19 protein-coding genes and 1 pseudogene are annotated in these 20,346 nt (G+C 68.6%); 10 read left to right on the top strand and 10 right to left on the bottom strand.

Going from position 1 to position 20,346, the window contains the following annotated elements; all coding sequences use genetic code 11:
* Positions 1 to 12: 12 nt before the first annotated feature.
* Both ACN28C_RS00815 and ACN28C_RS00810 read right to left on the bottom strand, forming a co-directional pair.
* A complete protein-coding gene (locus ACN28C_RS00815) occupies positions 13 to 1,449 on the bottom strand; it encodes a TldD/PmbA family protein (protein WP_422771708.1) in 1,437 nt (478 codons plus the stop codon).
* 78 nt (positions 1,450 to 1,527) lie between these two features.
* On the bottom strand, positions 1,528 to 1,794 hold the full coding sequence (locus tag ACN28C_RS00810) for a hypothetical protein (RefSeq protein WP_422771707.1): 267 nt from the start codon (positions 1,792 to 1,794) through the stop codon (positions 1,528 to 1,530).
* A gap of 97 nt (positions 1,795 to 1,891) precedes the next feature.
* Here ACN28C_RS00810 and ACN28C_RS00805 point away from each other — a divergent pair.
* Positions 1,892 to 2,319, top strand: a pseudogene (locus tag ACN28C_RS00805) (LamG domain-containing protein); the annotation flags it as partial.
* A 167-nt stretch (positions 2,320 to 2,486) separates the two neighbouring features.
* Here the strand turns inward: ACN28C_RS00805 and ACN28C_RS00800 are convergent.
* Complete coding sequence (locus ACN28C_RS00800; protein WP_422771706.1) at positions 2,487 to 3,581, bottom strand: IS630 family transposase; 1,095 nt, start codon at positions 3,579 to 3,581, stop codon at positions 2,487 to 2,489.
* 83 nt (positions 3,582 to 3,664) lie between these two features.
* On the opposite strand from ACN28C_RS00800, the gene ACN28C_RS00795 reads away from it, so the two are divergent.
* Positions 3,665 to 4,009, top strand: coding sequence for a hypothetical protein (locus tag ACN28C_RS00795; protein WP_422771705.1), 345 nt, complete (start codon positions 3,665 to 3,667; stop codon positions 4,007 to 4,009).
* Positions 4,010 to 4,025: 16 nt separating this feature from the next.
* Positions 4,026 to 4,937, top strand: a complete 912-nt coding sequence (locus ACN28C_RS00790) for a DUF6346 domain-containing protein (protein ID WP_422771704.1) — start codon at positions 4,026 to 4,028, stop codon at positions 4,935 to 4,937.
* A 452-nt stretch (positions 4,938 to 5,389) separates the two neighbouring features.
* Here the strand turns inward: ACN28C_RS00790 and ACN28C_RS00785 are convergent, their stop codons facing one another.
* Genes ACN28C_RS00785 through ACN28C_RS00775 form a run of 3 tightly spaced genes read right to left on the bottom strand, consistent with a single transcriptional unit; the run spans position 5,390 to position 7,352 of the window.
* Positions 5,390 to 5,983: an NUDIX hydrolase gene (locus tag ACN28C_RS00785; protein ID WP_422771703.1), complete on the bottom strand. Its 594-nt coding sequence runs from the start codon at positions 5,981 to 5,983 to the stop codon at positions 5,390 to 5,392.
* Between the two features lie 40 nt (positions 5,984 to 6,023).
* On the bottom strand, positions 6,024 to 6,812 hold the full coding sequence (locus ACN28C_RS00780; protein ID WP_422771702.1) for a hypothetical protein: 789 nt from the start codon (positions 6,810 to 6,812) through the stop codon (positions 6,024 to 6,026).
* A 21-nt stretch (positions 6,813 to 6,833) separates the two neighbouring features.
* Complete coding sequence (locus tag ACN28C_RS00775; protein ID WP_422771701.1) at positions 6,834 to 7,352, bottom strand: hypothetical protein; 519 nt, start codon at positions 7,350 to 7,352, stop codon at positions 6,834 to 6,836.
* A 311-nt stretch (positions 7,353 to 7,663) separates the two neighbouring features.
* Between ACN28C_RS00775 and ACN28C_RS00770 the strand changes: the two genes are divergently transcribed.
* From ACN28C_RS00770 to ACN28C_RS00740, 7 genes are all read left to right on the top strand, one after another.
* Entirely contained in the window at positions 7,664 to 7,957 is a 294-nt protein-coding gene (locus tag ACN28C_RS00770; RefSeq protein WP_421497079.1) for a hypothetical protein, read from the top strand.
* Positions 7,947 to 8,225: a hypothetical protein gene (locus ACN28C_RS00765; protein WP_422771700.1), complete on the top strand. Its 279-nt coding sequence runs from the start codon at positions 7,947 to 7,949 to the stop codon at positions 8,223 to 8,225. Before ACN28C_RS00770 ends, ACN28C_RS00765 begins: the two co-directional genes overlap by 11 nt.
* Before the next feature lie 178 nt (positions 8,226 to 8,403).
* Positions 8,404 to 9,516, top strand: coding sequence for an ABC transporter ATP-binding protein (locus tag ACN28C_RS00760; RefSeq protein ID WP_422771699.1), 1,113 nt, complete (start codon positions 8,404 to 8,406; stop codon positions 9,514 to 9,516).
* Positions 9,517 to 9,518: 2 nt separating this feature from the next.
* On the top strand, positions 9,519 to 10,553 hold the full coding sequence (locus ACN28C_RS00755) for an ABC transporter ATP-binding protein (protein WP_422774918.1): 1,035 nt from the start codon (positions 9,519 to 9,521) through the stop codon (positions 10,551 to 10,553).
* Positions 10,550 to 11,647: an ABC transporter permease gene (locus ACN28C_RS00750; protein ID WP_422771698.1), complete on the top strand. Its 1,098-nt coding sequence runs from the start codon at positions 10,550 to 10,552 to the stop codon at positions 11,645 to 11,647. The genes ACN28C_RS00755 and ACN28C_RS00750 overlap by 4 nt, the downstream gene beginning before the upstream one ends.
* Positions 11,648 to 11,708: 61 nt before the next feature.
* Positions 11,709 to 12,707, top strand: a complete 999-nt coding sequence (locus tag ACN28C_RS00745; RefSeq protein ID WP_422771697.1) for an ABC transporter permease — start codon at positions 11,709 to 11,711, stop codon at positions 12,705 to 12,707.
* 172 nt (positions 12,708 to 12,879) lie between these two features.
* Positions 12,880 to 14,634, top strand: coding sequence for an ABC transporter substrate-binding protein (locus ACN28C_RS00740; RefSeq protein ID WP_422771696.1), 1,755 nt, complete (start codon positions 12,880 to 12,882; stop codon positions 14,632 to 14,634).
* A 71-nt stretch (positions 14,635 to 14,705) separates the two neighbouring features.
* Here the strand turns inward: ACN28C_RS00740 and ACN28C_RS00735 are convergent, their stop codons facing one another.
* The 4 genes from ACN28C_RS00735 to metH form a co-directional block, all read right to left on the bottom strand.
* On the bottom strand, positions 14,706 to 15,194 hold the full coding sequence (locus tag ACN28C_RS00735) for a type II toxin-antitoxin system PemK/MazF family toxin (RefSeq protein WP_422771695.1): 489 nt from the start codon (positions 15,192 to 15,194) through the stop codon (positions 14,706 to 14,708).
* A 34-nt stretch (positions 15,195 to 15,228) separates the two neighbouring features.
* On the bottom strand, positions 15,229 to 15,813 hold the full coding sequence (locus ACN28C_RS00730; RefSeq protein WP_422771694.1) for a TIGR03086 family metal-binding protein: 585 nt from the start codon (positions 15,811 to 15,813) through the stop codon (positions 15,229 to 15,231).
* A 147-nt stretch (positions 15,814 to 15,960) separates the two neighbouring features.
* Positions 15,961 to 16,563: a hypothetical protein gene (locus tag ACN28C_RS00725; protein ID WP_422771693.1), complete on the bottom strand. Its 603-nt coding sequence runs from the start codon at positions 16,561 to 16,563 to the stop codon at positions 15,961 to 15,963.
* A 124-nt stretch (positions 16,564 to 16,687) separates the two neighbouring features.
* The gene (gene metH, locus ACN28C_RS00720) at positions 16,688 to 20,335 is read right to left on the bottom strand and encodes a methionine synthase (RefSeq protein WP_422771692.1); all 3,648 of its coding nucleotides are present in this window, start codon (positions 20,333 to 20,335) and stop codon (positions 16,688 to 16,690) included.
* Between the last annotated feature and the right edge of the window lie 11 nt (positions 20,336 to 20,346).

The raw sequence follows: 20,346 nt of genomic DNA, 5'->3' as shown, positions 1-20,346 counted from the left end.
GCCTCGCCGCCGTCATCCTCGGACCCCGACCCGGACCTTGGTGAACCGCGCGGGCGCGGCGGGATGCCCGGTATGACCGACTTGTCCGGGCTGGCCCTTGCCGCAGTTCGGCGTACCCCAGGCCACGGTCTCCGAGGAGAGCATGTCCATCGAGCGCCAGAACTGCGGCCCGATCCCGGTGTAGGTGGGGTTGCGCAGCATCCGGCCCCGCCGTCCGTTCCTGACCTCCCAGCCGATCTCGCAGCCGAACTGGAAGTTGAGCCGCTTGTCATCGATCGACCAGGATCGGTTCAGGTCCATCAGTACGCCGTCGTCGGTCGCCGCGATCATCTCGTCCAGGGTGTGCGGGCCGGGCTCCAGCCCGACGTTCGTCATCCGGACCATCGGCAGCCGGGCCCAGCCGTCGGCCCGGACGCTGCCGGCGTAGTCCAGCCCGGCGACGGCGGCGGAGTCCCGTCCGGCCAGCGTGCCGACCCAGCGCCCCTCGCGGACCGCGTCACGCTTGGCCGCCGGGGTCCCCTCGTCGTCGAAGCCGAAGCTGCCCAGCGCGCCCGGGATGGTCGGATCGATGGTGACGTTCATCAGCTCGGAGCCGTAGCGCAGCGCGCCGAGCTGGTCGAGGTCGAGCCAGGAGGTGCCGGCGAAGGCGGCCTCCCAGCCGAGGATCCGGTCGAGTTCGATGGCGTGCCCGACCGACTCGTGGATCTGCAACGCCATCTGCTCGCCGCCGAGGATCAGCGTGGTCTCGCCGGCCGGGCAGAGCGGCGCGGTGACCAGCTCCCGGGCCTCCTCGGCGATCCGGGCGGCGTGCGCGCCGAGGTCGAGGGAGTCGACCAGCTCCCAGCCCTGGCTGCCGTACTGCCCCCGGTAGCTGGGGTAGGAGCGGCGCTGCGTCTCGCCGTCGCCGATCACCGTCGCCGAGATCCCGGCACCGGACTCCCGGATGTGCTGGTCGATCCGGTGCCCCTCGCTGGAGACGAACCACTTGCGGGTGTCCCAGATCTGGTAGATCCCCTCGGCCAGGTCGGCGCCGTGCTCCCGGGACGTGCCGGTGGCCCCGACCAGCAGGTCACCCTTGTCCGACAGCGGCACCGCGAGCGGGTCGACGGCACACGGCGAACTCCACGACCCGGTGCTGGCCGGCACCGACAGCAGGCTGCTGCCGGGACCGGCGACCCGGCCACTCGCGGCGGCGATCCGCGCGGCCCGCTCACCCGCCGTCCGGGCCGCCGGCTCCGAGAGATCGGGTACGGCGTAGAAGCCCCACCCCGAGCCGACCAGTGCGCGTACGCCGACTCCGGCACTCTCGACCTGGGTGACGGACTCGATCTCGCCGTTGCGGGCGGACATCGACTCGTACCGCTGGTGCATCACCCGCGCGTCGGCGTACCGGGCCCCGGCGTCGAGGGCGGCCTGCACCGCCGCCGTCGCCACGTCGAACTCGGCCATCGACATCTCCTCGCTGCGCTCGCCCCGGTCCACGGTCCGCGATCTGCGATCCGCCGTCCGGCCAGGATTGGACGGCGATCACGGGACGACCCTATGCGAGGTGTCCGGGTCAGCGCCCGGCGAGCAGCCCTTCCGGCCGGATCTCCGCGGCGCGGAGAATCCGGCGGTGGCGTGGTAGTGCATCTTGAGCACCTTGTCGGTGGTGGCGTCGGCCGGCGGGATGGTCTCGCAGACGAGCCGGACCGCCGCACCGTCGACGACCGGTTCGTCGGAATCGATGTCGCCGGTGACCGGCGCATGGTGGCGGGACGCTGCGATGCGTGGTGGCCTCCGATGGTCGGACAACTTTGCCTGATTCGTGACTACCAGTTGTAAGGGCTCTTTACACGTGATCTTCGATCTCCGTACAGTCATCGGCGCACTGTCATCGATCGACCACGGGGGCCACGCGAACGAGGCGGGTGGCTGCGACTCGATCCAACCCGACATGATCATGAACTTTTCGGGATCGACCGTGACCAGCCGGCTGCAGACCGCTGCGAACGAGAAATGGTCGACGATCACGGTCGGGTTCACCGCCCGGGCCTCGGACGGTTCCGGCGAGTCAACCCAGAACAGGTGGAAAAGTTCTTCCCCAACAACGCGAAGCTCTATGTGGACTACGACACCGAGCCCGGCCCGCCCAACGGCCTGCAGGTTGCCGGCGTTGTCTGTCCGGCGTCCGGCGTGCTGACCGTGGGCACGGTGAGCCCCACCTTCTCCGCGGTCTTCCCGGACGCAGACAAGAGCGACTCGTTGACCGGGACGTTCGAGTGGATCGAGGTGCCTTCCGGGGGGATGGGCTCGGTGACCAACACGTCGCCGGTGCGGTCGGAGCAGGTCTGACAGCCGGTCTGAAGGGCGGAGATGTTGGAGATATTGTGCTGGGAGCGCTTGGCGGGGCAGTTTTTGGTGCTGCCGGCGGTGCGCTTGGAGCTGTAGGAGGTTCGATAGTGTCCAAGGGAGCGGGTGCACTAGTGTCGCGTAATTGAGGTCGTTTACTTGTCGTTGTTGGTGAGGAGTTTGCGGACCTCGGTATGGACCCAGCGGACCTTGGCCAGGATCTCGCTGGGGGTCGCGGTCCAGACGAACGGTTTCGCGTCGATGTTCCACGCGGTGACGTAGTCGTTGATCGCCCTGGTCAGGCGGGTGACTGAGGTGAAGGTGCCGCGCCGGATCGCCTGCCGGGTGATGATCCCGAACCAGATCTCGATCATGTTCAACCACGATGAGCCGGTGGGGGTGAAGTGGAAGACGATCCGAGGGTTGGCGGCGAGCCAGGCTTTCACCTCGTCAGTGGCGTGGGTGGACAGGTTGTCCACGACCACGTGCAGTTCGCGGTCGGGGTAGGCGGCGGCGACGGTCTTCATGAAGGTCAGGAACTCACTGCCGCGTCGTTTCGGGAAGCAGCGGGCGGTGACCTGGCCGGTGGCGGCGTCGAGGGCGGCGAAGAGATTCGTGGTGCCGTGCCGGACGTAGTCGTGGGTGCGTTTCTCAGTGCGGTCGAAGTCGATCGGCAGCAGCGGCTGCGTCCGGTCCAACGCTTGGACCTGTGTCTTCTCATCGACGCAGAGGACGACCGCTCCGTCGGGTGGGTTCAGGTACAGGCCGACGATGTCGACGACCTTGTCGGCGAACGCCGGATCCCGGGAGAGCTTGAAGGTGCCGGACCGGTGCGGGGCAAGTCCATGCTGGCGCCACAGGTCGGCGATGAAGTTGTGCGACACCGTAATGCTCTCGTGTCTGGCCAGGTAGTTCGCCAGTTCCCGGCTCGACCAGTGCGTCAGCCCAGTCACCGCCGGTGGCGTCATCCGGGTCAGGGCGAGGATCCGCGCCCGCACCGAGCCGGGAACCTCGGCAGGCTTACCCGGCCGGGGCCGATCGGCAAGACCCGCCACGCCACGAGCGTGGTAGCGGCGTACCCAGGTGTTCACCGTCGGACGCGACACCCCCGCCAAGGCCGCGACCTCCTCCGCGCTGTGGCCCTCGTCGCGCCACAACACCATCCGCGCCCGCCCCGCCACCACCGCGTCCACCCGCCGGTCACCGACCAGACTGGACAGCTCAGCCCGCTGCTGCTGCGTCAACGCCACGAGCCAGAGTCAATCACCACGAAGTAACACCAAGGCACGTAAAAGATCTCAATTACGTGACACTAGCCAAAAGCATCGTAGGGATGGGTAGCGAAATCGCTGAGAGAGGTGTGCTCGCAGCGTCAACGAACTTGGGCCGAAACGTCATCGGCACGGCTGGACGTAATGGCTGGAATACGGCAAAGAACCTTGCAAATAAGGACACCGGTGAACTATTTACGCCGGCCGGAGTGAAGTCTCTTGTGAAGATGCACAAGGCAATAGCGACTACTGATGCCCGTCTTTATGGGCGTATCATGAAAGATGCAACTCCTGCGGCAACAGCTGCCGGTGGTATCAATGGATTCCTTCCTGGGAATGTGGGCGATGAGATCAAGTTTCGACCAGAAAATGTGTTTTCAGGCTTCGTGACCAATTTGTTTGGATGACCGCGAGGGGGTCCCTGTGGAGGGCTTCGGATTATATGTAAAGACCCTCGCTGTCTACCTGTTCTTCGGGGTAGGTGTACTCGCCGTAACGTCGTTGATCGCCCTTGCGTTAACTACAGTTCGTAGCCTCTATAGCGGTGACATGGTGACGCGTCCCGGGTATCGCACCACGGGTATGGCTGATGTCCTCAACTGCGTGGAAGCGGGCCCATTGACCAAAAACGGTGTCGGTATGTGGTGGGAGTGTGACGTTGTAGTAAAGCTTGTCGATGGCCGCTCGGTACGTACGACCGTCAGTGCGTCTATCGTGACGCCCGAGGATAAGGCGAAGTCGGTTGAGATCGTCGAATACTGCCGGCTCCCCGAGCATCGAGAATGTACCTATGCGCGTCCAGGTAACCTAATCTTGACGCTGTGGGCCGGAATTGTGCGCATCCTCGCGGTTGCGGTGCTTTTCTGTGGGCTTGGGCTATCGGCCGTCGCGTTTCTCGTTGGGTTACTTGGCGTCAGAGTGACCTCCAAACTACAACATCGTGAGGGTCGAAGGGGTGGACGTACTATGCTCGGTGAGGTTCGAATAATCCCCGGCGAAGGAATTGAGAGAGGTGCTATGGCAACGGATATCCCGGCGGGCTTTGGCGAGCTGATTGTGGACCTTCGCTACGACAGTGACGCTCGCGCAATCTACGAGACGCTAACGCCGATGGTTCGTGTAGACGGCGCACCGCCAAGGACCAAGTCGTCTTGGGGGGAGGTTCGGATTCCAGTGCTGGCCGGAGAACGAAAATGCGAGGTGTGGATTCCTTTCGAATCTTTCAGGTTCGGTTACGTTGCCAGGAAATTCGCCGTCATCGACGGATCGAGAATTTCCATGTATTATAAAGCACCGAGGACGCCGGGCGCGGCCGGAACTCTAGAGTTACTGTAGGCGAGTCATTCCGAGCAAGGATCAGCCGACGATTCACGCGACGCGGTGCTGTTTGAACGATGCACCAATATCACGGACCTAACACCCAGCCTGCTTGAACATCCAACAACCTGAAGACCGACTTGGCTCAGCTAAGAGCGTGCCGTTTACCACGCGGCACGTCTATCTTCCGGTGCTTAGGTGGCGCCTCGATGGTCAGTTAACCTTCGATGGCGTGTTTGGCAGGCTACGTACCGCGGTCGGTCGCGGTGCTGCAACACCACAGGGTAGGATTAGCCGACGATGTCTCTTCCGGGTTCGCTGGAGAGCTGCTCGTACCGGCTCGTCCGGGTGCCCGGAGGAGTTGCGATGCAGGCTTCCCCGTGATGCTGGTATGCCAGCGGAAGACGTCGATGGCTTGTTTTCGACGTCCGGACACCAACTTCAAGCCACTCGCTGAGGCACTGCAATATTCAGGGTATGCCGGCCACTGCCGCGCTGTCGTCCTCAATACCGTTGTCGCTCTTCTGGGTTAGCCGCGGCAGAAGTCGGTGGTGGAGCAAGAGAAGAGCAGCGACTGTGTTCGATGAGCGGATCTCACCGTTAGCGATCATGTCGGGGATTCTGGCGAGCGGAACCCATTCCCGTTTCTCGGATTCGAAGTCGTCCTCGGGTTCGCACACGTACTCGGCGCCGTCGGCGAGGTACACGTGATGCTGCGCGTCGGACAGGCCGTTGGACGGCTCGACCGTGATGAGCCGTTCCAGCCGCCCGGGCCGCCAGCCGGTTTCTTCGAGCATCTCGCGGGCAGCCGCCTGTTCGACCGTCTCGTCGACGTCAACTACGCCGGCCGGTAGTTCCCACCCCCACGTGTCGGGGATGAACCGGTGCCGCCACAACAGCAGAACTTCGTGCCGATCGTTGACGGCGGCGCAGAGCGCGACGGGGCGCTGCCGGATCAGAAAATGATCGAGGCGCTTGCCGTTGGGCAGTTCCACGTCCGCGAGGTTGACCGTCAGCCACTTGTTTTCATAGACGGTGTGCTCGCCAAGGTTTTTCCACCGCATCGGCCGTCGACCACCCTTCTCGTCTGTCTGGTTCGCCAGGCTACAGCGAGATCGACAACGCCTCGTCGATTCGGGCAACAGCTTCCGTCGCCACGGCGGCGCGATGTTGAGCGAGGCGCCCGCGTAGCTGGCCGAGCCGGTCGCGCAGCCGCCAGGACTCCATGCCCACGGCGAGCTCGACCATCTGCACAGCAGACATCGCAGCCCGTTCCACCTCGCCACGCTTGAGTTCCACCGTCGTGAGCGTTGCCAGCCGGTGGGCACGACCGCGCGCATGAGTGCGCAGGCGGACCGCCTCCTCGGCGTACTCCCGGGCCGGTTCCAGGTCTCCGAGGCTAATGAGCGCTTCGGCAAGCTGCGCCTCCAGGAGGCCGGGCTGCATGTACTCCGTCTCCGGCGGCTCGTCTTCTCGGCGGATCCGCGTCGCCGTCTGCTCGGCAAGCGCCATGCAGTGGTGTGCGTCCCTGACGGCCTTCATGCCGGCGAACGCTTTTGCCTTCATCACGAACAAATCGGTCCTGAGCGCCGGAGAAATATGGGAGCCGGCGCTGCGGAGCCCTGCCTCGGCGAACCCGATGGCCTGCCGGTACTCTCTCAGGAACATCGCCTGGTTGACCAACAGGGCGACGACGTATCCGCCGAACCGGCGATCGCTGGACGCCTTGGCCAGCCTTAGCGCTTGATGGAAGTAGCGCTGTGCGAGGCCATGAGCGTCAGAGTCGTACCCGCAGAGCCCGGCGATGGCAGCCAGCCCGCCGGCTGCTCGGAACAGGTTGCGGCCTGTCCGGTCGCTGTAGGAGCCGTGCAGTAGCGGTACGGTGTGCTCCACCAGAAACCTCACCACACGAACTCAGGTGGTGACCCCTCCGACTTGCCGATACATCGATTCGTAATGTCGGCGGGCGGTTCGGAGCATGGTGACATCTCCAGCTCCGACGCGGGGACCCGACGGCCGCGATACATCGGTGTCGTCAGGTGGGTTCTCCCATTCCCAGACGGGCGCGACGGCGTTCAGCCCGGCGATGAGCGGTGTGTCGGTAAGGTCGCGGCCCTCCTGGTCCGAGCGCCAGAGTGCGGTGGCGCGGGCGATGAAGCCCGACAGCGGCGCACCGTGCGTGCTGTCCGGCCGCCCCATGCCGATGTCTTCGAGGGTGATCCGTCGCGACAGACGCTCGCTGAGAAGCTCACAAATGATCTCGGGAACGTAGCCGCGTGGGCGTTGCCCCTTCATCCATCGGCCTACGGACGTGTGATCGTAGCGGGTGGGCTTGCCGCTGTTGTGTCCGAGCCGGTTGATCCGGGTCGCCAAACCAGCACGGGACATGCCTGCCTCATGGATGAGCGCATTGAGCAGGATGTTCGGCTCCATCCATCACCCGCTTCTACGAAAGGACCAGTACAGGGTAACGGTGTGCTGTTCACACGGAGTGTGGAGTCGCTACACCACTCGTCCTCATTCGAGCTCTCCCGGCGTCTGCTGCGGGGGAGTTGGCTGGCTGTGGCGCGCCACTACCGAACATCGGTGGCCGCCTACCAGCGCCATTGTCGTTCGAGACGAAGGAGGAGCGATGTTGACGAGGACACGAGGATGGATCTGGTTGCGGCAGCGCCGGGTGCATGACTACCGGTGGGACGGTCGCCGGTGGGTGCGGGTGCCGGGGCCGAAGCGGTGACGGCGCGATGACGAAGCCGCCGCACGTCCCGCCGCCCGAGATCCCCGAACTGCCGGCCGGTGTTCTGCTCCGGCTCCGGGCCGGGGACTGGCACCACCTCCACGACCTGCCCTGCACCGCGTACTGCGACATGACCGTGACGAAGGTCCATGCTGGCGTGACTCGGGAGGACGGTGGCCACCTCTGGGTCTGGGTCACCGGGCACGACCATCCGACCTGCTCGTGGGAGTCCGTCGAGCCGCATCCGCCCTGCGTCGAACTGATGGTCCGGCTCGACGTGCTGCGCCGCCATGCCCGCTGAGGGTGGCGGGTCGGCCGAGATCCTGGACGTGGCGCGCCGCCTCCTGGCGGCGCACTGGGCCGGTACGTGTCCCGCCTGTGCTCCTGACGGCTGCCCGGCGGAGGAGTGGGCGGCGGTGACCCTCTTCGAGGACGCGGTGGCGACGGCGCCGTCCGGCCCGAAGACCCTCGACGACGTACGCCGGATCGCCGGCCGGATCCGCGGCGATCGGGACGGTGCCGGGGAGCCGGGCGGGGTCGACAGGGGCGGACCGGAGCTACTTGAATAGGGGTGATGTGCCGGACCGCCGGCCGGGGGAGCCCGGCGGGTCGGAGATCGACACATGGAGCTTATTTTCAGCCTCCAAACTCTGCTGTAGGTTACCTTCACGCTCCCTCGGGTTGGCGCAGATCAACCGGGGCGGTGAGCGGCGGAACGGGTGACGGAGCAGGAGAAGGAGGGCGCTGGTGGGAACGGCGGAAACGGCAGCGTCGTCCGGCAGCCCGGAGGCCGGCCCAGCCCCGGAGGCCGACCCGACCCCGGAGGCCGACCCGTACCTGCGGGTGCGGGATCTGCGGGTGCGGTTCCGCACCGAGGACGGGGTCGTGCACGCGGTCGACGGGCTCTCCTTCGCCGTGCGGCGGGGCCGCACGCTCGGCATCGTCGGCGAGTCGGGCTCGGGCAAGAGCGTCACCAGCCTGGCCGTGCTCGGCCTGCACGACCCGAGGCGTACGGAGATCAGCGGCGAGATCCTGGTCGGTGGGCGGAACGTGGTCGGGATGCCCGAGGCCGAGTGTCGCCGGCTGCGCGGCCGGGACGTGGCGATGATCTTTCAGGATCCGCTCTCCGCCCTGCATCCCTATTATCCCGTCGGCCGGCAGATCGCCGAGGCGTACCGGGTGCACCATCGGGAGGCGGGTCGGCGGGCGGCGTGGCGGCGCGCCGTCGAGATGCTGGACCGGGTCGGCATCCCGCAGCCGGCCCGCCGGGCAGAGCAGTATCCGCACGAGTTCTCCGGCGGGATGCGGCAACGGGTGATGATCGCCATGGCGCTGGTCAACGACCCGGACCTGCTGGTCGCGGACGAGCCGACCACCGCGCTCGACGTCACCGTGCAGGCGCAGATCCTCGACCTCCTCGCCGACCTGCAGGCGGAGTTCCACTCGGCGATCGTGCTGATCACGCACGACCTCGGGGTGGTCAGCCAGGTCGCCGACGACGTGCTGGTGATGTACGCCGGCCGGGCCGTCGAGCACGGCAGCGTCGAGCAGGTGCTGCGCCGGCCGCAGCACCCGTACACCTGGGGGTTGCTCTCCAGCGTGCCGTCGCTGCACGGTGACGCGGACGCGGACCTGGTGCCGATTCCGGGCAACCCGCCGAGCCTGATCCACCTGCCGGCCGGCTGCGCCTTCCACCCCCGCTGCCGCTACGCCGACCGCACCGCCGGCCGGGCCTCGACCGAGGTCCCCGAGCTGCTGCCGGTCGCGGAGCCGGGTCACCTGGTCGCCTGCCACCTGTCCGAGGCTGACCGGCAGCGCTACTACGCCGACGAGATCGCCCAGGTGGGGGTGGCACGGTGAGCGTGGACCAGCGGGCCGGGGCGGCGCCGCTGCCCGCCGACCCCGCCGATTCTGCCGCCGGGCCACTGCTGTCGGTGACCGGGCTGGCCAAGCACTTTCCGGTGCGCTCCGGGTTCCGCCGCGCCGGGCTGGTCCGCGCGGTGGACGGGGTCGACTTCGAGGTGCGGGCGGGGCAGACCCTGGGCCTGGTCGGCGAGTCGGGCTGCGGCAAGACCACCACCGGCCGACTGCTGGTACGCCTGCTGGAGCCGACCGCCGGCCGGATCGTCTTCGAGGGGCGGGACATCACGCACGCCTCCCGGGCCGAGCTGCGCCCGCTGCGACAGGACCTCCAGATCATCTTCCAGGACCCGTACGCGTCGCTGAACCCCCGGCACACCGTCGGCCGGATCGTGGCGATGCCGTTGCAGGTCAACGGGATCGTCCCGCCCGGCGGGGTGCGGCAGCGGGTCCGGGAACTGCTCGAACTGGTCGGGTTGAATCCTGAGCACTACAACCGCTACCCGCACGAGTTCTCCGGCGGGCAGCGGCAGCGGATCGGGATCGCCCGCGCGCTCGCGCTGCGGCCGAAGCTGATCGTCGCCGACGAGCCGGTCTCCGCGCTGGACGTCTCGATCCAGGCGCAGGTGGTCAACCTCCTCCGCGACCTGCAACGCGAGCTGGGGCTGGCCTTCGTCTTCATCGCGCACGACCTCGCGGTGGTCCGGCACTTCTGCCAGCGGATCGCCGTGATGTACCTCGGGAAGATCGTGGAGACCGGTGACCGGGCGGAGATCTACGAGCGGCCCCGCCATCCGTACACTCGGGCGCTGCTCTCCGCCGTGCCGGACGTGACGAAGTTGGGGCCGGCGGGGCGGATCCGGCTGGCCGGGGACGTGCCGACGCCCCTTGACCCGCCCTCCGGTTGCCGGTTCCGGACCCGCTGCTGGAAGGCGCAGGAGATCTGCGCGGCCGAGGAACCGGCGCTGACCGGACATCCCGGTCGGACCGGCGCGGTGGCCTGCCACTTCCCGGAGGAGGGTGAGCTGCACCAATGAGCGAGCAGCAGATGGCGTCCCAGGCCGGGGCGGTGGCGGCGGGAGTCGATCCGGTGCCGCCGGCTCCCGCCGCCGGGCCGGGTCCGGACGGGATGCTGCCGGCCGGGTCGCCGCCGGACAGTGCCGCCGCACCGGAGGCCGGGGCGGCACCGGTCGCGGCGGGCGACGGGTTCGTCGGGCGGTCGCCGGGGCAGCTCGCCTGGCGGCGGCTGCGCCGGGACAGGGTGGCGCTGGTCAGCGGCGCCACGCTGGTCTTCTTCGTCCTGCTGGCGGTGGCCGCGCCGTTGGTGGCCCGGCTCTACGGCAAGGGTCCGCAGGAGCGCTTTCCGGAACGGCTGGACCGCAACGGCTTCCCGCTCGGCTACGCCGGGGTCTCCGGCGAGCACTGGTTCGGCATCCAGCCGGGGATCGGCCGGGACATCTTCATCCAGGTCGTCTACGGGCTGCGTACCTCGTTGATGATCGCCTTCACCGCCGCGGTGCTGACGATCGCGCTCGGCGTCGTGATCGGCATCGTCGCCGGGTACGTCGGCGGCTGGGTCGACGCGGCGATCACCTGGGTCATCGACCTGGCGCTGGCCTTCCCGTTCTACATCTTCTGCTTCGCCTTCGTGCCGCTCGCGGTCAACCAGTTCTACGGGCCGCGCGACGAGGTGTCGCCGTGGTTCCGGCCGGCGCTGCTGGTGATGATCTTCGTGTTGTTCAACTGGACGATCTCGGCCCGGCTGGTCCGGGGGCAGGTGCTCTCGCTGCGCGAGCGCGAGTTCGTGGAGGCGGCGCGGGCCTCCGGGGCAGGGCTCGGGCACATCCTGTTCCGGCAGCTCCTGCCGAACCTCTGGGCACCGATCCTGGTCACCTTCTCGCTCAACGTCCCAGCCCTGATCACGGCGGAGGCGGCGCTGTCCTTCCTCGGCATCGGGGTGCTGGAGCCGACCCCCGACCTCGGCCGGCTGATCAACGACAGTGTCCGCTACATCCGGGACGTGCCGAGCTTCACCATCGTCGGCGGCACCACGCTCTTCCTGCTGGTGCTGGCGTTCAACCTCTTCGGAGACTCGCTGCGCGACGCGCTCGACCCGAAGTCGAGCAGGTAACCGAAACGGATAGTCGAGTAGGCAGTCGAGTCCGAGGGCGGGCAGGAAGGAGGCGTCGTCCGTGCTGCGGTTCGTGGTCAAGAAGGTGCTGCTGGCGCTGAGCACCCTGTTCGCGGTCAGCGTGGTCACCTTCGGGTTGTTCTTCGCGGTCCCCAACAACCCGGCCGAGCTGATGTGCGGGGACAGCAAGAACGTCTGCAGCCCGGAGCGGATCGAGATGATCGAGCGCCGGATGGGGCTCGACAGGCCGATCGTCGTGCAGTACGGCGACTTCATGCGCGGCATCTTCGTCGGCCGTACGATCGGCAGCGGCGAGACGGCCCGGGACTGCCCGGCGCCCTGCCTCGGCTTCTCGTTCCGCAGCGACGAGCCGGTGACCGGGATCGTCGGCCGCACCCTGCCGGTGACCCTGAGCATCGTCTTCGGCGCCGCCGTGGTCTGGCTGGTGCTGGGCGTCTCGATCGGGATGGTCTCGGCGCTGCGCCGGGGCACCGTCTTCGACCGGCTCGCGGTCGGCACCTCGCTGGTCGGCGCCTCCATGCCGATCCTGCTCTTCGGGCCGCTGCTGCTGATCGGCCTGGTCTACGAGACCGGCCTGCTGAACTATCCCCGCTACACGCCGCTCACCGAGAACCCGGTGGCCTGGGCCACGGCGATGATCCTGCCCTGGTTCGCGCTCGGCTTCCTCAACTCCGCGACCTACGCCCGGCTCTCCCGGGCGCAGATGCTGGAGACCCTCTCCGAGGACTTCGTCCGGACGGCGCGGGCCAAGGGACTGGCCAAGATCACCGTGTACGGCCGGCACGCGCTGCGTGCCGCGATCACCCCGATCATCACCATCGCCGGGCTGGACCTCGGCGCCTACCTCGGCGGCACGGTCATCACCGAGACGGTCTTCGGGTTCACCGGACTCGGCCGGACGGCGCTGAACGCCGCGCTCAACCTGGACATGCCGATCGTGATGGCGACGGTGCTGTTAGCCGCCGTCTTCGTCGTCGCCGCCAACGTCCTGGTCGACGTGCTGTACGCGGTCGTCGATCCCCGGGTCCGGCTCGGATGACCGGCTCCGGCCCGGATGACCGGCACATGGCGGCCGGTGGCGGCTGCGGAAACGTTGTCCCATTGTTACTGCTATGAAACTTACCTTCAAGTCTGCTTGAATGAATATTTCCTTCAACAGATCAACGCCGATCAGATTCTGACCTGCGGGAACGAGACCAGGAGGAATTCCCATGCGACCCAGGCTCGCGGTGGCCGCGACGAGCGCCGCGCTCGTGTTCGCGGCCAGTGCGCTGGCCGCCTGCTCGGAGAACACCGGAGAGAACGGTGACTCCGACAACGGCGGTGGCAAGCAGTTCACCAGCTCGATCGCGACGGATCCGAAGGACTCCCAGGGGCCGGCGGCCGAGGTGCCCGGGGCGCAGCCCGGCGGTGTGCTGAAGCTCTACAAGGAGGAGGACTTCGAGCACCTGGATCCGCAGCGGACCTACACCTTCCTCGGCATGTCCATCCAGCAGATGTTCGCCCGGACCCTGACCGTCTTCAAGGAGGACGGCAAGGGCAACGTGCTGCTGGTCGGCGACCTCGCCACCGATCCGGGCAAGGACGTGAACGACGACTGTAGGACCTGGGAGTACACCCTCAAGGAGGGGGTGAAGTTCGAGGACGGCTCGCCGATCCGGGCGGCCGACGTGGCGTACGGGATCGCCCGCTCCTTCGAGGAGAGCATCGACGGCGGCCCGACCTACATCCAGGAGTGGCTGGCCGACAACCCGACCTACAACGCCAGCTACAAGGGGCCGTACACCTCGGGCAGCGACAGTGTCCCCGGGCTGACCGTGAGAGACGACCGGACCCTGGTCTTCACCTTTGCCAAGCCGCACTGCGACCTGCCGTTCGCGCTCTCGCTGCCGACCTCGGTGCCGGTGCCGAAGGCCCAGGACACCAAGACCGAGTACGACCGCCGGGTCGTCTCCTCCGGGCCATACAAGATCAAGGAGTACGTCCCGGACACCCGCTTCGTGCTGGAGCGCAACCCGAACTGGGACGCCAAGACCGACCCGCTCCGGCACGCCTACCCGGACACCATCGAGGTCGAGATCGGCCCCAACGACACCGCCGCCACCGAGCGGGTGCTCGCCGGCCAGGGTGCCGACCAGGGTGGCGTGGCCTGGGAGGAGATCCCGCAGGCGCTGGTCAACCAGGTGCTCGGCGACAAATCGCTGGGCGATCGGGTGCTGCGCAAGACCGCACCCTCCGTCTGGTACCTGAGCATCAACAACGAGCGGATCTCCGACGTCAAGGTGCGGCAGGCGATCGCGTACGCGATCGACAAGCAGGGGCTGCTCGCGACCCAGGGCGGCGACGCCGCCGGCAAGCTGACCCACACCCTGCTGGCCGACACCACCATCGGGCAGACCAACTACCCGAATCCCTACGACGGCGGGCCGACCGGCAACCCGGAGAAGGCCAAGGAGCTGCTCGGCGGCCAGCAGCCGAAGCTGGTCTTCATGTCCCGCACCAGTGCCTTCGGCCAGGAGACCGCGCCGATCGTCGAGCAGAGCCTGGAGAAGGCCGGATTCGACGTCACCGTGCAGTACGTCGAGGACCACAACCCGACGGCGCGGACCCGGGGCAACCCGTACGACATCTACCTGTCGAACTGGGCGGCGGACTGGCCGAGTGCCGTCTCGACGATCCCGGTGCTCTGGGACGGCCGCAAGCTCGGCCCGCAGGGCAACTCCAACGTGTCGTACTTCAACGCCGACGACGTCAACGCCGAGATCGACCGGGTGAGCAACCTGCCGGCCGGCGAGGCGGGCCCGGAGTGGGCCAAGGTCGACCAGATGATCATGGAGAAGTACGCCCCGGTCGTGCCGCTCTTCCAGGACAACACGTTCATGGTCAGCGGCGCGAAGGTCGGAGGACTGATCATCTCCGAGCAGTTCGGCACCCCGGTCTTCTACAACAGCTACCTCAAGCAGTAGCGCTGCGGTGCTAGGAGGGGGCCCTTCTTATACAGAAAACGATAAGAAGGGCCCCCTCCTTGCACGTAAGGTCAGCGCCAGCCGTAGCTGGTGCGGAGGGCGCGGCCGACCCGGTCGAAGCGGGGCCGGTCGAGGATCGCGCCCTCCCGCCGGATGCTGTCCTCCCGCATCGTGAGGACCCGGTCGAGCCGGATCCAGCTCGGCCGGTTGTCCCGGTCCCACTCGCCGGGGCCGAGCGCGAGCCAGTGCCGCTGGCCGTCCCGGTCACTCTTGCTGGAGAGCATCAGGCCGAACAGTGTCCGGCTGACCCGCCCGACGACCAGCACCGGGCGGTCCTTGCCCTGCCGGGGATCGTCCTCGTATGCCACCCAGGTCCAGACGATCTCGCCCGGATCGGCGTGCCCGTCCAACTCGGGTGCGTAGACCAGTTCCCGGCGCTGCAACGCGGTGACCTGGCGCCGCCGTGCGAGCTGGGCGGGGATGGGGCCGGGGGCCGGCCTGGGGCTGCGCCGGGCCACCCGGTTGACCGTCGCCGTCACGCCCTTCCAGAGATTCGCCACGGCGGCACCCTACCCCTCGCCGGCCGCCCGGTGTTCAGGCCGGTGGCGTCCAGTGGGGATCGCGGCCGGAGAAGCCCAACGCCCGGTCGAAGGGCGGTGCGTCGGCCGGCACCGGCACCACCGGACCGAACAGGCCTTCGCGGCCGGCGGCCTGCTCCGGCCGGGCCGACTCGGCGGTGAACGCGAGCACCGCCTCCGTGCTGGCCGGGTCGCAGTGGAACGGCTGCCCGGTCGCCTTGGCCAGATCCCAGCCGTGCAGCACCAGCTCGTCGAGGGCGACCACGCCCATGGACTCGGCCGGCAGGGTCGCGCCGCCGGCGCTGGCCATGCCGGTCCAGGCATCCGGTGCACGCCAGGCCTCGACGAGCTCGGTGAGCCGGCGCGGCAGGAGGCTACGCCAGGCCGGGTCGAGGTTGTCGGCGCTGGCCTCCGGCGGGCCGGAGCCGTCGCCGTCGGACTTGCGGGCGGCCCAGGTGAAGGCGAGCGAGAGGCCCATCAGGTGGTCGAGTAGCGCGGCGACCGAGGTGTCGGTGCTCGGCGTCGGGTGTGACAACTGGTCGTCGGTCACCCCGTCGAGCAGCCGGATCACCTCCTGAGCGGCAGGTCCCAGGTCGAGCATCTGTGACTCCTCCCACGTCCACGGCCGGGGACATCCCGGGCAGGCTGACGGACCACCGGGACGATACCGACTGCCACCGACAGTCCAGGCCGGTCGGCCGATCCCCGGACGAGGCGCCGGTCAGCCGATCCCCGGACGAGGCGCCGGTCAGCCGATCCGCTGCACGAGGCTGCGGAGCCAGACCGGCCACCGTGGACTGTCGTGCACCCGTTCCGGGACCAGATAGCGCTCGTGATCCACCCGGCGTATGACGTCGTCGCGTACCGGGAGCAGCACGATGTCGAGGCTGAACGGGCGCACCGAGCGGCCCAGTGAGTGTTCGACCTCGTCCACCACCCGGTTGACGACCAGTGTGCCGGGGCCGGGCCGGGGGAGGGCGTCCTGCCGGCGTGCGGAGTGCCACTCGTGGGCCTCCTGCCAGCGTTCCGCGACGACCCGGCGCAGCGTCGGCCACGGCGCCAGGCCGAGCGGGTCGGGGGTGTCGTCGGCGGGCTCCAGACCGGCGCCGGGCTGCGGGCGCTGACCCGCCGGGTCGACCAGCGAAAGCCACCAGCCGAGCCATTCGGCGCCCGGCACGTGCTCGACCGATCGGGCCGGCTCCGGGATCTCCTCGATGTCCAGCGGACCGGGCACCAGCCGGTGTGCCGGCACCTCGATTCGCTCGCTCGCCCGGATCCACAGTGCGCAGTCGAGCAGAAACTCCTGCCTGCGGATGCCGATCCGCCAAGAGGTCGGGCCTCGCAGTTCCACCGGCATCTCCTCCCGTTGGCCGCCACTGACCAGGGTAGTGAGCCGAACGGCGGATAGGCGTAAATCGATCTATCGAGAGTAATCTCGCCGCAACGGTGGATGAGGCTGGATCCCGCCGGACCTGCTACTGCTCGGGGTCGTAGCCGAGGTTCGGGCGGAGCCAGCGCTCCACCTCGGCGAGCGGCAGGTCGCGCCGCCGGGCATAGTCCTCGACCTGGTCGCGGCCGAGCCGGCCGACGGTGAAGTAGCGCGACGCCGGGTGCGCGAAGAGCAGGCCGCTGACGCTGGCGGCCGGGGTCATCGCGTACGACTCCGTCAGCCCCATCCCGAGGCGCTCGGCGTCGAGCAGCTCGAAGAGATCGCGCTTGAGGCTGTGGTCGGGACTGGCCGGATAGCCGAGGGCGGGGCGGATCCCCCGGAACCGTTCGGCGTGCAGGTCCTCGATCGCCGGGTCGGCGTCCGGCTCGTACCAGTCGCGGCGGGCCCGCAGGTGCAGGTGTTCCGCGAACGCCTCGGCGAGCCGGTCGGCCAGCGCCTTCACCATGATGGCCCGGTAGTCGTCGTGCCGCGCCTCGAAGCCGGCGGCCAGCTCCTCGGCGCCGTGCACCGCCACGGCGAAGCCGCCGAGGTGGTCGCCGGCCGGGGCGAGGTAGTCGGCGAGGCAGCGGTTCGGCCGGCCGGCCGGCTTGGTGGTCTGCTGCCGCAGCATCGGGAAGCGGGTGCCGGCCGGGTCGTCCAGCACGATGTCGTCACCGTCGGCGTGCGCCGGCCAGAAGCCGTAGGACCCGACAGCGGTAAGCGAGCCCGCCGCGATGATCTGGTCGAGCAGCGTGTTGGCGTCGTCGTAGAGCTCCCGGGCCACCGGCTGGTCGAGGATCGCCGGGAACTTCCCCTTCAACTCCCAGGCGAGGAAGAGGAACTGCCAGTCGATCATCTCGCGCAGCGCGGTCAGCTCGGGTGAGAGGGTGCGTACGCCGGTGAAGGCCGGCACCGGCAGCTCGGTGACGTCGACCTCCTCGCGGTTGGCCCGCGCCTGCGCGAGGGTGAGCAGCGGGACCCGGTCCCGCCTCTCGTGCTGCTCGCGCAGCCGCTGCTGCTCCGCCCGGTTGCGCAGGTCCAACTCGGCGGCGCGCCCCGGATGCAGCAGGTCGGACACCACCCCGACCACCCTCGACGCGTCGAGCACGTGCACCGTGCTGCCGTCGTACGCCGGGGCGATCCGCACCGCCGTGTGCTGTCGGGAGGTGGTGGCGCCGCCGATCAGCAGCGGCATCGTCAGCTCGCGCCGCCGCATCTCGGTGGCGACCGCGACCATCTCGTCCAGAGACGGGGTGATCAGCCCGGAGAGCCCGATCGCGTCCGCGCCCTCGGCGACGGCGGTGTCCAGGATCTTCGCCGCCGGCACCATCACACCGAGGTCGACCACCTCGTAGTTGTTGCAGCCCAGCACCACGCCGACGATGTTCTTGCCGATGTCGTGCACGTCGCCCTTGACCGTCGCCAGCACCACCTTGCCCTGGCCGCGGCCCTCCTCGATCAGCCCTGCCGCCAGCGCCTGCTCCTTCTCCGCCGCCATGTACGGCTCCAGGTAGGCGACCGAGCGCTTCATCACCCGGGCGCTCTTGACCACCTGCGGCAGGAACATCCTGCCGGAGCCGAAGAGGTCGCCGACGACCTTCATCCCGTCCATCAGCGGCCCCTCGATCACGTCGAGCGGGCGGTCCGCCTGCTTGCGTGCCTCCTCGGTGTCCGCCTCGATGAAGTCGACGATGCCGTGCACCAGGGCGTGCGAGAGCCGTTCCGCGACCGGCGCCTCCCGCCAGCCGAGGTCCACGGCCCGCCGGGTGCCGGAGCCGCTGACCGTGGAGGCGAAGCTGACCAGCCGGTCGGTGGCGTCCGGCCGCCGGTCGAAGAGCACGTCCTCGACGAGTTCGAGCAGGTCGGCGGGGATGTCCTGATAGACGGCGAGTTGTCCGGCGTTGACGATTCCCATGTCCAGGCCGGCCCGTACGGCGTGGAAGAGGAACGCCGAGTGCATCGCCTCGCGTACCACGTCGTTGCCGCGGAACGAGAAGGAGAGGTTGGAGATGCCGCCGCTGGTCCGGGCCCCGGGGCAGCGCTCCTTGATCAGCGGAAGCGCGTCGATGAACGCCTTGGCGTAGCCGTTGTGCTCGGCGATGCCGGTCGCCACGGCCAGCACGTTCGGGTCGAAGACGATGTCGGTGGGTGCGAACCCGGCCCGCTGGGTGAGCAGGTCGTAGGCGCGGGCGCAGATCGAGACCTTGCGTTCGGTGGTCTCCGCCTGGCCGATCTCGTCGAAGGCCATCACCACCACGCCGGCGCCGTAGTCCCGGATCCGGCGGGCCTGCGTCAGGAACGCCTCCTCACCCTCCTTGAGGCTTATCGAGTTGACGATCCCCTTGCCCTGCACGCACTTGAGCCCCGCCTCCAGCACGCTCCACCGCGAGCTGTCGATCATGATCGGGATGCGGGCGACCTCGGGCTCGGTCGCGATCAGGTTCAGGAAGGTGGTCATCGCCCGCTCGCTGTCGAGCAGGTCGGCGTCCATGTTCACGTCGAGGACGTTGGCGCCGCCGCGTACCTGCTCCAGCGCCACGTCGACGGCGGCCTGGTAGTCGTCGGCCTCGATCAGTCGGCGGAACCGCGCCGAGCCGGTGACGTTGGTCCGCTCGCCGATCATCACGAAGCCGGTGTCGGCGCCGATGGCGAAGGGCTCCAGGCCACTGAAGCGGGTGGCGTCCGGGATCGCCGGCACCGGACGGGGCGGCCGCCCGTCGACCGCCGCCGCGATCCGGGCGATGTGCTCCGGGCCGGTGCCGCAGCAGCCGCCGACGATGTTGACCATGCCGGCGTCGGTGAACTCGCGGATCAGCCGCCCGGTCTCCTCGGGCTGCTGGTCGTAGCCGCCGAACGCGTTCGGCAGCCCGGCGTTGGGGTGGCAGGCGACGTAGGTGCCGGCGAGCCGGGACAGGTCGGCGACGTGCGGGCGCATCTCGGCGGCGCCGAGCGAGCAGTTCACCCCGACCACCAGCGGCTCGGCGTGCGCGACCGAGGTCCAGAACGCCTCCACGGTCTGCCCGGAGAGGGTCCGGCCGCTCAAATCGACGATGGTCACCGAGATCCAGAGCGGCAGGTCGGGCGCGACCTCCCGGGCGGCGGCGATCGCGGCCTTGGCGTTGAGCGTGTCGAAGATCGTCTCGACGAGCAGGATGTCGACGCCACCGTCGGCCAGCGCGCGGATCTGCTCCGCGTACGCCTCCCGGACGGTGTCGAAGGTCACGGTCCGGAACGCCGGGTCGTCGACCCGGGGGGAGAGCGAGAGGGTCACGTTCAGCGGCCCGACCGAGCCGGCGACGAACCTGCCGCCGGCCTCGTCGGCGGCCTGCCGGGCGAGCTGGGCGCCGCGCAGGTTCATCTCCGGGACCAGCGCCTCCAGGCCGTAGTCGGCCTGGGCGATGTTCGTCGCGGTGAAGGTGTTCGTCGAGGTGATGTCCGCGCCGGCCGCCAGGTAGCGCCGGTGTACGTCGAGGATGACGTCCGGCCGGGTCAGGTTGAGCAGGTCCGGGTCGCCGGTCACGTCCTGCGGGTGGTCGGCGAGCAGCTCGCCCCGGTAGTCGGCGGGGGTGAGGCCGGCGCCCTGGAGCATGGTGCCCCAGGCGCCGTCGAGCACCACGACCCGCTCGGCGAGCAGTTCGCGCAGCGCCCGGGTGCGCGCTGCCCGCGTGCCGGGGACACTCGGCGTCGTTACCAACCAAACCACCT

Source organism: Plantactinospora sp. WMMC1484, assembly GCF_049315195.1.
Lineage (GTDB): Bacteria > Actinomycetota > Actinomycetes > Mycobacteriales > Micromonosporaceae > Plantactinospora.
Note: the sequence above shows the minus strand (reverse complement) of the source record. Positions and strands in the feature narration are given on the sequence as shown.

Coding starts and splice junctions, on each gene's coding strand:
- ACN28C_RS00815 (WP_422771708.1), bottom strand. CDS start 1,449: ATGGCCGAGTTCGACGTGGCGACGGCGGCGGTGCAGGCCGCCCTCGAC.
- ACN28C_RS00795 (WP_422771705.1), top strand. CDS start 3,665: ATGGGTAGCGAAATCGCTGAGAGAGGTGTGCTCGCAGCGTCAACGAAC.
- ACN28C_RS00785 (WP_422771703.1), bottom strand. CDS start 5,983: ATGCGGTGGAAAAACCTTGGCGAGCACACCGTCTATGAAAACAAGTGG.
- ACN28C_RS00775 (WP_422771701.1), bottom strand. CDS start 7,352: ATGGAGCCGAACATCCTGCTCAATGCGCTCATCCATGAGGCAGGCATG.
- ACN28C_RS00770 (WP_421497079.1), top strand. CDS start 7,664: ATGACGAAGCCGCCGCACGTCCCGCCGCCCGAGATCCCCGAACTGCCG.
- ACN28C_RS00765 (WP_422771700.1), top strand. CDS start 7,947: ATGCCCGCTGAGGGTGGCGGGTCGGCCGAGATCCTGGACGTGGCGCGC.
- ACN28C_RS00750 (WP_422771698.1), top strand. CDS start 10,550: ATGAGCGAGCAGCAGATGGCGTCCCAGGCCGGGGCGGTGGCGGCGGGA.
- ACN28C_RS00740 (WP_422771696.1), top strand. CDS start 12,880: ATGCGACCCAGGCTCGCGGTGGCCGCGACGAGCGCCGCGCTCGTGTTC.
- ACN28C_RS00730 (WP_422771694.1), bottom strand. CDS start 15,813: ATGCTCGACCTGGGACCTGCCGCTCAGGAGGTGATCCGGCTGCTCGAC.